This window comes from Dolichospermum compactum NIES-806 (assembly GCF_002368115.1).
Taxonomy (GTDB): Bacteria; Cyanobacteriota; Cyanobacteriia; order Cyanobacteriales; family Nostocaceae; genus Dolichospermum; species Dolichospermum compactum.
This window is the reverse complement of the sequence record NZ_AP018316.1, coordinates 162,142-174,770: the sequence shown is the minus strand read 5'-3', so window position 1 is coordinate 174,770 and position 12,629 is coordinate 162,142. Positions and strand designations below refer to the sequence as shown.

The 12,629-nt window shown below is 38.9% G+C and carries 12 protein-coding genes; 9 read left to right on the top strand and 3 right to left on the bottom strand.

Annotated features, from left to right (window positions below; translation table 11 throughout):
• Positions 1 to 86: 86 nt before the first annotated feature.
• Together isiD and CA730_RS00760 are read right to left on the bottom strand one after the other, a co-directional pair.
• Positions 87 to 299 (bottom strand): protein IsiD, encoded by a 213-nt coding sequence (gene isiD, locus CA730_RS00765; protein WP_015078552.1) that lies wholly within the window; start codon positions 297 to 299, stop codon positions 87 to 89.
• 146 nt (positions 300 to 445) lie between these two features.
• Positions 446 to 1,072, bottom strand: coding sequence for an alpha/beta hydrolase (locus CA730_RS00760; RefSeq protein ID WP_096662752.1), 627 nt, complete (start codon positions 1,070 to 1,072; stop codon positions 446 to 448).
• Positions 1,073 to 1,545: 473 nt separating this feature from the next.
• Between CA730_RS00760 and CA730_RS00755 the strand changes: the two genes are divergently transcribed.
• The 6 genes from CA730_RS00755 to CA730_RS00730 all read left to right on the top strand — a co-directional run bounded on the left by CA730_RS00755 (position 1,546) and on the right by CA730_RS00730 (position 8,488).
• Positions 1,546 to 3,150, top strand: a complete 1,605-nt coding sequence (locus CA730_RS00755) for a peptide ligase PGM1-related protein (protein WP_096662749.1) — start codon at positions 1,546 to 1,548, stop codon at positions 3,148 to 3,150.
• 218 nt (positions 3,151 to 3,368) lie between these two features.
• Positions 3,369 to 3,779 (top strand): cation:proton antiporter domain-containing protein, encoded by a 411-nt coding sequence (locus CA730_RS26310; protein WP_407919763.1) that lies wholly within the window; start codon positions 3,369 to 3,371, stop codon positions 3,777 to 3,779.
• A 148-nt stretch (positions 3,780 to 3,927) separates the two neighbouring features.
• Positions 3,928 to 5,616 carry a serine/threonine-protein kinase gene (locus tag CA730_RS00745; protein WP_172891146.1) on the top strand — a complete coding sequence of 563 codons (1,689 nt, stop codon included), beginning with the start codon at positions 3,928 to 3,930 and terminating at the stop codon, positions 5,614 to 5,616.
• 386 nt (positions 5,617 to 6,002) lie between these two features.
• On the top strand, positions 6,003 to 7,211 hold the full coding sequence (locus tag CA730_RS00740) for a NupC/NupG family nucleoside CNT transporter (RefSeq protein WP_096671191.1): 1,209 nt from the start codon (positions 6,003 to 6,005) through the stop codon (positions 7,209 to 7,211).
• Between the two features lie 62 nt (positions 7,212 to 7,273).
• On the top strand, positions 7,274 to 8,014 hold the full coding sequence (locus CA730_RS00735; RefSeq protein ID WP_096662743.1) for a phytochelatin synthase family protein: 741 nt from the start codon (positions 7,274 to 7,276) through the stop codon (positions 8,012 to 8,014).
• A 276-nt stretch (positions 8,015 to 8,290) separates the two neighbouring features.
• Entirely contained in the window at positions 8,291 to 8,488 is a 198-nt protein-coding gene (locus CA730_RS00730; RefSeq protein WP_096662740.1) for a proteinase inhibitor I4 serpin, read from the top strand.
• Positions 8,489 to 8,511: 23 nt separating this feature from the next.
• Here CA730_RS00730 and CA730_RS00725 read toward each other — a convergent pair whose 3' ends face one another.
• Positions 8,512 to 9,672, bottom strand: a complete 1,161-nt coding sequence (locus tag CA730_RS00725; RefSeq protein WP_096662737.1) for an AI-2E family transporter — start codon at positions 9,670 to 9,672, stop codon at positions 8,512 to 8,514.
• Between the two features lie 189 nt (positions 9,673 to 9,861).
• Between CA730_RS00725 and CA730_RS00720 the strand changes: the two genes are divergently transcribed.
• The 3 genes from CA730_RS00720 to CA730_RS25340 all read left to right on the top strand — a co-directional run bounded on the left by CA730_RS00720 (position 9,862) and on the right by CA730_RS25340 (position 12,525).
• The gene (locus CA730_RS00720) at positions 9,862 to 10,224 is read left to right on the top strand and encodes a hypothetical protein (protein ID WP_172891244.1); all 363 of its coding nucleotides are present in this window, start codon (positions 9,862 to 9,864) and stop codon (positions 10,222 to 10,224) included.
• 269 nt (positions 10,225 to 10,493) lie between these two features.
• Positions 10,494 to 11,948, top strand: a complete 1,455-nt coding sequence (locus CA730_RS00715) for an LCP family protein (protein ID WP_096662732.1) — start codon at positions 10,494 to 10,496, stop codon at positions 11,946 to 11,948.
• A 250-nt stretch (positions 11,949 to 12,198) separates the two neighbouring features.
• Complete coding sequence (locus CA730_RS25340) at positions 12,199 to 12,525, top strand: hypothetical protein (protein ID WP_231939941.1); 327 nt, start codon at positions 12,199 to 12,201, stop codon at positions 12,523 to 12,525.
• Positions 12,526 to 12,629 lie beyond the last annotated feature (104 nt).

The window sequence follows — 12,629 nt, the reverse complement described above, 5'->3', positions numbered from 1 at the left end:
AACGCATCTAAATTAAATTATGAACGCAAAATCAGGATTTAGCATGGCTAAACCCTGAGCGACTCCTGAATTTTTCCCTACAATCTTTAGGCTTCGTCGTAAGCTTCTAAATCTAAGAGGTGGATATAGGCTTCAACTAACTCTGGACGCTGAAAAGCGATCGCCCGCAATAGATGCCAATCATTCAAACCCTCAAAAGCATTACTATAGTTATCTAATTCCAGACGTGTAGCCAAATCTTTTACCTCTGTCGCCGTCATAGCAGAAATTTCTGTTTTGGAAATGCTTAGAGTTTTCATAATGCTTGCCCCTCCCTTTTGCAGCGCTTGAATTCAGCTTAGGGTGGAGTTGCTTCCACCTGTTCTATCTTACTCATTAATGAGCATTAAATTTGTAAAAATTCTTGTGATTTTTACCAGATTTTGGAAAATTTTTGTAACTAAACCTAACTAATTGTGTTCAGAACAAAAGTTCGTAGCACTTCTAGCATTTGTAAATTAATTTCATGTCCCGTTGCAAATTCATGATATTCCACTGCTACGCCTAGAGATTGTGCCATTTCTCTGGACTTAATCGCCGCTTGCAGGGGAACAACTTCATCCCTTGTACCGTGCATGATTAATGCTGGCGGAAAATTGCCTTGATTCAGCGTTGCCACACTAGGATGTAAATAGCCACTCATCACTACTAATCCAGCCAAGGGTAAGCTTAATCCTACATCTAAAGTCATCGCCCCACCTTGAGAAAATCCGCTCAAAATTGTGCGTGATAACGGTACACCCGTATTACTTTCTAAAGAGAGCAACCAATCTATGAGTAGTTGTTTACTTTCATTTAATCCATCATACATATTTTCTGTCCGCAGATCATACCATGCCTTACCCGTATCAGCATAAGGATAAGGATAGGGAGCATTGGGGAGGAGAAACTCGTAATCAGGTAAATTGACATAAGGAATCAAAGATGCCACATCTTGGGCATTTGCACCCCAACCATGTAAAGTGACGATTAACGCATCAGGTGTTTTTCCTGCTGGTGGAGAAACTCTGATGAAGTCTAATGTTTGAGTCATAGGTAATTGAGTTAAGAATTAATGCAGATACAGTATACCGTGTCTTAATCCAGTACAGATTTCCTAACTTTTTTCGTTGTTCTGGACGTTTTTATATTTTGCCGTAAGTAGGTGAACAGAAAAATTTAAAGGTATGTGAAGAAAAGTAAAATCACTCAAAACTCTCTTCCTGTTCCCAGTTAAGAGTTCCCTGTTCCCTTGCCCCAACGACAATTTTTAACGCCCACCTACTTACTCACACAGTAACGTTGCATAATGACGGCATGAATTATGTTTCGCGCCAAGAGGCAAAGAAGCAAAGACGCAAAGTTTAATACGAATTATGAAATCTATAAATTCATCCGTCTTTATCTGCGTTTGTCTGCGTTTATCTGCGGTCAATAATTTTGGAAATTTCATTCTATGCAGTTTCATCTTAATTAGGTATATATTAAGTAAGAAAGTAGCATAAGAAATAATATTGGGATGGGGATATGGTGACATTAAATATTGATGATTTACAAAAAGTTGACAAATTTCGGAATTTACAATCAACATTACGCGATCGCTGGCAAACTAGCGAGTTATTCGACAATAGTGAAGCGGATATTTTAATTATTCCTTCTTTGAGTATAGATCAAGGAGAATTACTCAAGGTAGAAGGATGTGAGCATTATGAAGAAAGATTACTTTTCTCCTTAATGCGGTTAAGAAATCCCCGCACTAGGTTAATTTATGTGACATCAATGCCACTTCATCCTAGTATTATTGATTATTATCTGCAATTACTTCCGGGTATTCCTTTCTCTCATGCTCGTCATCGCTTATTATTACTTTCTACCTATGATGCTTCTTTAAAACCCCTCAGTCAAAAAATATTAGAACGTCCTCGATTATTGGAAAGAATTTACAAGGCTTTGCGCTTAGATAAGGCTTTTATGGTATGTTATAATTCTACTTTTTGGGAAGCAGAATTATCTTTAAAATTGGGTGTACCTTTATATGCGGCTGCACCAGATTTGCAAATTTGGGGAACAAAAAGCGGCAGTAGACAGATTTTTGAAGAAAGTGATGTACCCTTTCCTGACGGTAGCGAGTTGGTCAAGAATTGCGAAGATCTAGCCAATGCTGCGGCTGATTTGTGGGAACGTCAACCGACACTAAAAAGAATAGTAATTAAGTTGAATGAAGGTTTTTCTGGAGAAGGGAATGCACTGTTAGATTTACGAGAAATAATGGATGTTGCACCGGGAAAGGCTGATCATAGTCAAAGAGTAACAGCAATTAGCGATCGCTTCCTGCATTTACGTTTTCAATCTTTACAAGAAACCTGGGCAAATTTTTCTCGACGCATTCCCGAATTAGGGGCAATAGTGGAGGCTTTTATCGAAGGAGAAATCAAACATTCTCCCAGTGTCCAAGGCAGAATTACACCCAATGGAGAAGTGGAAATTATTTCTACCCATGACCAAATCTTAGGCGGACCAGACGGACAAATTTATATAGGTTGTCGCTTTCCTGCGGATGCAAATTATCGCTGTGAATTACAGGAATTAGGTTTAAGAGTTGGTAATAAATTAGCAGAAAAAGGGGCTTTAGAAAGATTTGCAGTGGATTTTGTCACTGTTGACAAAGGTGATAGTGACTGGGATATTCAAGCCATTGAAATTAATCTTCGCAAAGGAGGAACAACCCACCCATTTATGACTTTAAAATTCCTTACTAATGGTCGTTATGATTTAGCCACTGGATTATTTTATAGTCAACAAGGCAGACCTAAATACTATATTGCTACAGACAATTTACAAAAACCTAATTATCAGGGATTGTTACCTAATGACTTAATGGATATTATCGCTCACCACAGATTACATTTTGATAGTGGCACAGAGACAGGTACAGTTTTTCATCTTATGGGTTGTCTTTCCCAGTTTGGTAAATTAGGATTAACCAGTATTGGTGATTCACCCCAAGAAGCGGAAGATATTTATAATAAAGTTATTGAAGTTCTTGATCAAGAAACTAGCGGTGATCATAGCAATCATGCTATCTTTTCTGATTATAATTTTCCGATGACTGGGGATGGATATAGTTGTTAAATCAAATATAAATTCAGCTTGATATTCCTGATGCTCTATTTCTCTATCAATCAAGCATCAGGAATATTCACAAAATTTTGATGATAGGATATCATCTCTGACAGGAAAGAGTTATACCTAGAGATAGATTTGTTAGGAAGATAGCAAACTGTATACTATACCGTGTTTAGGTTCACAAAATTTGTATTATCATATATATAAATATGATTTTATGAAAAATGCCCGTAAATTTTATCAATGAACCAATCATTTCTTTCACGATTCTCCTTATAGCTATTTTCATTGTTCCACCGCTATTTGAGAGACTAAAATTACCTGGATTAGTGGGTTTGCTACTAGCAGGTGTATTACTGGGTCAAAATGGACTCAATCTCCTCAACCCTAAGTCGGAAACTATAAAACTGCTTTCAGATATTGGTAAAATTTATTTGATAGTCAATACAAATATTTTAACAATTGTTGGTGATGATATTGCCAAAGTCATTATTGAGCAAGCACAGGCATTTGACTTAGTTGTTTTGCGTTCTGTCCGCTATCGCACCGCTGGAGGATTAGCGGTTAGTGAAGTGACAACCCAAGTGATTAATAATTTGAAATGTTCGATTATCATGCTGGGAGAACCTCAATAATACCCGTAATTCCCTCCTCCGACAAAAAAAAGCTCGATAGTTGGGACAAAGACTAATGGCAATGGAGAGTTAGAGTTATTTAGACGAATATCTAGAACTAAAGTTAAATAGACGCTAAAATCGATCCAGCCTTTGTATTTTCGTGGTTTTGACCCAGATAACTCAGAGTGCGGTTCACTGCATAAATCCCCATTGTCAACGTCCCTATCCTCAACCCTGGGGAAACAAATTCTGTAACAGTTGTGGCGCACCGCTGCATCTGTTAGATCGCTATTTCTCTCTTAAACCTCTCGGTGCGGGAGGATTTGCCCAAATTTACACAATTTGGGATGAAAAGACACAGACAGAAAAAGTGCTAAAGGTGTTGGTAGAGACTTCACCCAAGGCGCTGGAATTATTTATTCAAGAAGCGGAAGTTTTAAGTAGTTTCCGCAATTCTGGTGTGCCTAAAGTTGATAATGACGGTTATTTTCAAGTCAATTTGATTAATCCTAAACCCCATCAATTACCTTGTTTAGTGATGGAAAAGATTAATGGATACACTTTAGAGGAAGTATTAATAAATTCTCCTCAAGGTTGTTCCGAAGATTTGGTAATTGGTTGGTTTATTCAAGCTGTGTTGATTTTGCAGGAGTTACATAAACGCCAAATTATTCACCGCGATATAAAACCTTCTAATTTGATGTTACGGACTTCCACGCCAGTATCTCCTGCCAAAAGTGATCAATTGGTGCTAATTGATTTTGGTGGTGCTAAACAATTTAATGGGTCAGTTTTGCGATCGCACCCCACATCTACACGCTTGTACTCTTCCGGTTATAGTCCCCAAGAACAAATTCGCGGCAGTAATATTGGACCAGCAGCAGATTTTTATGCGTTGGGACGAACTATTATTCAACTACTTACCGCCAAATATCCGTCCGAATTGGAAGATAGTTTAACTGGAAAATTGCGTTGGCGGAATTATCGGCAAATTAAACCAGATTTAGCGGATTTAATTGATGAAATGGTAGAAGATGATGTGCGATTACGTCCAGCCAATGCAGCTATTATTCATAAACGGTTACTAAGTATCGCCTCGTCATCTTCACAGCCAGGTTTATTCAGCAGTCCGGGTAAATCTCTTGTCCAATCAATAACTGAAGTTACTCAAGCTATAAGTAATACTACTTTATTAATAATTCAGGGAATATACAAATTTTTATCTGCCTGTTTGGCAACTGTTTGGGTAATGATACTGACGAGTATCTGCGCGGGAATCGGGACAATGACGGGGGTTTTCCTGGCTTACCATACCAGTTTAGGCGATCGCTGGTTAGAATTACTAGTCTATCCATTACCAACATTAGTCGAAAAACAACCTTATATAGCCGCAGAAAGTATAGTTTATGGTTTTGCAGGTTTGGGAACAGGTTGGGGATTAACCTTATCAGGCTGTTTTGGACAAAAGCGGCGGTTTCTGATCACAGCTTTAATGGGCTTAATTGGCTATAGTTTAGGCTGGATAGCTTGTCAATTCATCACCACACCAAATCCGGCTGAAAGCTTAGTCACATGGATTTTAATCTCATTTCCCCTATTGACCCTTGGTTTAGGTCTTCGCAGTCATCAAATCGCTTACGCAGTCATTGCAGGTTTAGGAAGCGCCAACCTCATAGCCATTTTCGTGCGTTTAGGATTGGGACTACATTTATTCCATTTTTCCAGCCAACCACAAGGGCTGGATGTATTTTCACCCATAGGTTTTTTTAGTTTAGTCAGCATCTTAATCAGCTTTTCCCTGAGTATAAGCCATTACCTCATTGTCCCCTGCTTACGCCGACTAGGTTGGCGATAAGAAGGAGTCAGGAGAAAGAAGAAGAATTTTCTCAATGACCAATGACCAATGACCAAAAACACAGATGCCCCCAGTTCGTTTGAGTTGTGAACCAGGGGCATCCCATAATTGGTAGACTATAAATGTTTCGGTATACTGAAGTTGAGACTAATATACACTCTTTATTCTCATTTGCATAGTTCTGTAATAACAATTTATTTAAGTTTTGTATATTTTTAATTATTTCTTCATATTTAAGATTTAAAAACCTAGCAAATATACTGTCATTTTCTGAAATCACCAGTATTTTAGTCAAAAAACACAGCTTAACTCAGCCAATGCGGCACTTAATACCTGAAATTAAGTTACTCTGAAGCTTATTTGCTGGAAATATGGAAACATTGAATATGGAACGCACTATTTCATTTTTAGGCATTTGCGTCTTTATTAGTATATCCTACGCCCTGTCCGTGAATCGTCAAGCTGTGCGGTGGCGTACAGTTGCTTGGGGGTTAGGGTGGGAATTTATTTTGGCTATAGTCATTCTCAAAACCGCTTGGGGTTTGAACTTATTTAAATCCTTGGGAAATATTGTTGGTAACTTTTTGGCTTTTTCTGATGTTGGTGCAAAATTCGTCTTTGGTGAAAACTTCAAAGATCATCTGTTTGCTTTTCAAATTCTCCCCACAATTATCTTTTTCTCATCATTTATCAGTATTCTTTATTACTATGGCATTTTGCAAAGAGTTGTCAATGCCCTAGCATGGTTCATGATGAAAACCATGAAAACATCAGGTTCTGAATCTTTATCCTGTGCGGGAAATATCTTCTTGGGACCAACAGAAGCAGCACTCATGGTCAAACCTTACCTAGCAAACATGACAAAATCTGAATTGCACGCCGTCATGACTGGTGGTTTTGCTACCATTGCTGGGGGTGTACTAGGTGCTTATTTGTCCTTTGGGATTCCACCAGAACATTTAATTGCTGCTTTTTTTATGACTTCTCCTGTTGCCTTGATAGTATCAAAAATAATGTATCCAGAAACAGAAGTATCGGAAACTACAGAAAAAGTTAATATAGACATCAAAAGTAATTATGTTAATGTTCTCGATGCAGCCACATCTGGGGCAATTGATGGGGTAAAATTAGCAGTTAATGTTGGGGTAATAATAATTGCTTTTTTGAGTTTATTAGCTGCTGTGAATGCTAGTTTAAGTTGGTTGGGAACGTTGGCAGGTTATCCGCAATTATCTCTAGAAGGGATGTTATCTTTAATTATGTTTCCCGTAGCCTGGTTAATGGGTATACCTTGGGCTGACTGTGGACAAGTTGGAGCATTATTAGGTAAAAAGACGATTCTTAATGAATTTATCGCCTATTTGGATTTAGGAGAACTGATTAAGAAACAAGAAATTTCTCAACGTTCAGCTATTATTACTACCTATGCCTTATGTAATTTTGCTAATATTGGCTCAATTGGCATTACTATTGGTGGGATGACAGGAATAGCGCCGAACCGCCAACAAGACTTAGCCCGTATGGGTGTAAGAACTATGATTGGTGGATTATTAGCGGGTTTTATTACTGCGGGAATTGCAGGAATTTTAATTTAATAATATAAAATGATGCCTTGCTGTTGTCCTAAAAATAATTTAAATCAGGTTGAAAATAAACTATGAAATTGGCAGCAATCAATTCTATCAAAACATCAATTAAAGTTATTACTTTAGGCATTTGTTTAGCTGGAGGTAATGTCTTTGCCCAAACATTATCACTTTCCCCAAACTTGATTGGTTTTGATACTCCTGAAGGTGAAAAGTTATTAATTGCCAGTAAATCAAACAATGATTTTTTTCCATTAAGTACACAGTTTGTCACCCAAATTAATCAGGCATACTGTGGCGTTGCTAGTATGGTTATGGTGTTAAATAGTTTGAAAGTTCCTGCACCAGAAGCACTACAATATAAGCCATTTCGGGTATTTACCCAAGATAATTTTTTTAGTAATGCAAAAACTAGAACTGTGGTAAGTTCTGAAGTTGTTGCCCGTCAAGGTATGACTTTAGATCAGTTAGGAGGATTATTGGAAAGTTATAATGTGCAAGTTAAGGTGTATCATGCTGGTAATACGAATTTAGCAGAGTTTCGCAAGTTAGCAGCAGAGAATTTAAGGCAACCAGGAAATTTTATTATTATTAACTATTTACGTCAGGAAATTGGTCAAGAACGAGGTGGACATATTTCGCCTTTAGCGGCATATAACGAGTTAACAGATAGATTTTTAATTATGGATGTTTCGCGCTATAAATATCCACCTGTTTGGGTAAAAACAGCGGATTTATGGAAAGCAATGAATACAAGTGATGTCGGTGCGGGGAAGACGCGGGGGTTTGTATTGGTGAGTAAGAATAATTGATGTTTATCTACAGGGAACAGGGAACAGGGAATAGGGAATAGGGAACAGGGAACAGGGAACAGGGAACAGGGAATAGGGAATAGGGAATAGGGAACAGGGAACAGGGAACAGGGAACAGGGAACAGGGAACAGGGAACAGGGAACAGGGAACAGTTGTTACCAAAACTGTAACAATTGAGGATTTATGAATCTGTGGATGAGATAGTGAACAATTAGGAGATTAGCAACGTCTTTTGCAATAGACACCTGAAAATCTGGAGTAATTGAGGTAAAAGGATGAATTCTGTCACAACCAATTTTCTGCAACGACGTTATGGGGTAAGTTTGGGTAGACGTTATGTTTTAGCAGCCGCTGGTGTTATGCTATTAGCTGCGGTTGCTTGTTACCCGATAGATAACAGCAATAACGTTTTTACTAAATCTTATCTACCCAATACAGAACTAGGCTTTTTACCGGACGATAATCTACTTTGAGAGCAATATGGCGGATGAGTGTGTCATGAAACACTCAAAGAATTATTAGGCTCTATTTTCGGAGATGCTTCTGGTGTCATGGGTGCAGATATCTCATCAGGGTGAGAGTCTTCTGTGTCCAGGTTAAGTGTTGAGGGACGAATGGCGTTGATGATGCTTTTAATAACCACAGCGCAGGGAACAGCAACAATTACGCCTAAAAGTCCGCCAATTCTCGCTCCAGTTAAGACAGAAATTAAAATCCACACCGGGTTTAATCCTGTAAAACTGCCTAATATTCTCGGTGCGATTAGATTTTCGAGAATTTGCTGGACTATTATGGCTGCTATTAATACCCTTACGCCCATAGAAACATCTTGAAGTGAGACTAAAGAGGTGGTAAGGGCGATACCGACAGAACCACCAAAGGGGATAAGTGCCATAACTCCAATCGTTAACCCAAATAATAGACCAAAGGGAACTTTTAGCCATAAAAAGGTGGGAATTAGGGCAGAAGCCATGCAGGTTGATAAAATTAATTGGGTGATAAAAAAGTTTTGAAAGCTTAAACGAACTGTTTTGGAAAAGGGGGCGCGAAATTTAGCAGGTAGCCATTCTACTAAACTTTGCCAAAGTTCGCCGCCATGCTGTAATAAATAAAAGGTTAATACCATTGTCAGGAGGAAATCGAGCAGACTGGTGACAGTGATCACAGCTAGATTTAGTACCTGTCCGGCGATCGCCTGTAATTGTCCTTTGACGCGATCGTTGATTTGTGCGGCTAAAGCATCGAGGTTGATTGGTAAACCAGCGCCTTCTGCTTTTTCATTGAGGATCATTAATTGAGAACGTCCTGAGTCTATTAAGTCTGGTAACCGCGCCACCAGTTGTTGGGCTTGAGTCAGGGCCAGAGGAAACAGGGTGACACCTAGAGCTAATAAGATGGATAATGCTAACAAAAATACAAGAATGGCTACTTGCTCTCGTTTTGCTCCGTGATTTTCCATCCAACTCACGGGGTAGCTGAGTAAAAATGCTAATACGGAAGCTCCGACTAAAATAACAATCAGGGAGTGAAAATAATTGAAAATTGCGGCAATAGCCCAACCATTCAGAACTAATAGGGGCGCAAGTAGGGCGATCGCTAAAAATCTGGCTATAGGTGTCAGTGTTTGCCACCAATTGAGTAGCTTGCGTGTCTGCATTTTTAAGTAATTACACTATAGAACTAAGGCGATTTCTGCTTGACTAAATATTAATCCCGTTGAGGCAGATAATAGGTAATAAAAATTATCAATTATTAATTGCCTCCTGCCTCACAAGTAACTTAGGTTATTATCTCTAACTTAATGACTATTATTCACCATCTCTAGTTTATGATCACATCAACCACTATGGATAACTTGCCCCCAAAAGATACAGATATCTCAAAAACACAACTTGTTCTATATTTGATTCCCATTATCAGCTTTTTTCCCTCCCTGTGGACTCTCTACCAGCGGCAGGGTAGTCGGGAACAACTGGCAATCAGTTGTTTGTCTATTACCTTGGCTTTTATCTGGATGTTGGGTTATTTATTATTAACTACTGGATCAGCAACGGATTTTTTGACACTTCGCCTGTTAATCCTCAATAGTTTCCTGACTTCTGGTTACTTTCTGGTGAGTATTTGGTTGATTTATCGGGTCATTCAAGGCAAATCTTCCCGTTTACCGGGATTTAGCAACTTGGCAGAACGAGTATGGCGGAAATATTAAACAGGGAACAGGGGGCAGGGAGCAGGGGTATAAATTTACTTCCTTCTTCTTTCTTCCTTCTTCTTCTTTCTTCCTTCTTCTTCTTTCTTCCTTTTGACTCCTTGACTCGGTGACTCCTACCGTAATTAAAAGGAATTTAGTTGAAGATTACCATATTTAGCAGTTTTTTATAGCAAACTGATGAAGAGTTGGCTATTATAGTCTGATTTGTTTTAGATGTGTTGATCGGCAAATTTAGTTTATTTAAAATCGTAGGTGAGAGGAAGTCTGTGACTAGTCAAAAAACAACAGCAGCACAACAAAAAGCCGCAAAAGCTAAATATAAGCGTCAAGGGAAAAATTCTCGCCCGTCAAAATCGGGACGGTGGCTATGGTTTGCGGTGGGTATGGGGGGGATTGCCATAGTATCAGGACTTGCAGGGGCATTATTAGCGGTTTCTTGGGAAAGTACCCCTTTACAACAAGCTCAACTCAGTGCCCAGGAAGAAGCAGTATTTGATGGTGATAGTATTTCTGGCAATGGCTTACAATTTTCTCAGCTAACTCGTCCTGTTAATATCCTCTTAATGGGCATGAGTGTACTACCTCCAGATGTCCAAAATCCCCCATCGGAAAGTAAAAATCTGCGTTATTTGCCCCAAATTAATTCCTTTGACGGTCTTTCTGATGTGATGCTGTTGATCAAATTTGATCCAGAGACAAAAAAAGTAGTCATGCTTTCTGTTCCTAGAGATACCCGTACACAAATTGAAGGGTATGGAACTAAAAAAATTAATGCTGCTAATGTAGATGGTGGTCCAGCTTTGACGGCGAAAACCGTTAGTAATCTTTTAGGTGGAGTTGGAATTGATCGCTACGTCCGTATTAATGTCTTAGGTGTTAGTAAGCTAATTGAAGCTTTGGGCGGAGTGAATATCTATGTCCCCAAAGATATGAAATATCGGGACGATTCCCAGCATTTATACATTAATCTAAAAGCGGGTCAACAACATCTCAATGGTGAACAAGCGTTGCAATTACTCCGCTATCGTCATGATGAATTGGGCGATATTGGGCGGATTCAGCGGCAGCAAATGGTGTTGCGGGCTTTAATTGAACAGACTCTTAACCCAACAACCATCACCAAATTACCAGATATTCTCAATGTGGTTAAGGAAAATATTGATACTAACTTATCCGTTGAAGAATTAATAGCATTGGTTGGTTTTGGTTCAAAAATCAATCGCGCAAATATGCAAATGTTAATGCTGCCTGGACGCTTTAGCGAAAATCACGAATTTGATGCCAGCTACTGGGTTCCAGATGGGCGGAGTATTGCTAAATTAATGACCCAGCATTTTGGTTTAGAAGCGAAGACCACAGAAACATCGCTCAGTGAGCCTAGTGGGTTGCGTGTAGCTATTCAGGATAGTACAGGAGGCGATCGCAGCGATAGCGAAGCGCGACCTAGAAATCGCTCTCAACTGCGTCCCCTGATTAAAACATTGGAGAAAGCCGGATATACCAATATCTTCGTCTCTAAACCCTGGGGACAACCCTTAGACGTAACCCACATTGTCGCCCAACAAGGAGACGGAGACAGTGCCGAATCAATTCGTAGTTTGTTGGGATTTGGAGAAGTGCGCGTAGAAAGCACAGGTAATATTGGTTCAGATATTACTATCCAAGTAGGTAAAGACTGGTCTCAAAACCAAGCCATTTTCCAAAACTCCACCAATCCGTAGGCGCGCAATTCCTGCGCCCTATTCCCTGAATTGTGGGCGCAAAAGCAGAAAAAATGCCAACGTAAACAAACCTATAAAACTATTTACAATCAAACAACAACATAGTAGAATCCAACATTCTGCTCATACAGATCCATTAGTTAGTTTTGAAAGATTTACTCCGGAAGAGTTCGGGTGGATATCAGAATGCTGTCAGCACGTTGATTTAACTCCCAGAACTGCAAAGCGACTAATTAATATTTGCAAAATCATGAAAACTATCTGGACTCCAGCACCTCATGATACAACATGGAAGCAAGAACCAAAAAAAGAATACAAACAAACATTAATTGCATTTCTGGCTTTAGCTGGGAGATATCCCAAGGAAATGCGGAAAGTATTAGAAGAGATTTATTTAGAATTTGAAGAAACCGATGAAAATACGGTCATAATTAATAAAGATAATTGGCTAAATCGCTTACAAAATTTAGATATATTTATGGATAGACATCACCAAAGAGAGTGGAAAAAGTTTAAAAACGACTTTCATAAAATGCCACCACAAGCAGAATTTGTGTTTGAAAAAAAGAACCTTTAACTTAGCAGTTTCTTTCTGCTTTGTTGGCGATCTTGGTTATGATCCAGATGATAACTATAATCGTGAATATAGATTTGAAGATCGTCAAAAACAATATGGTTTCA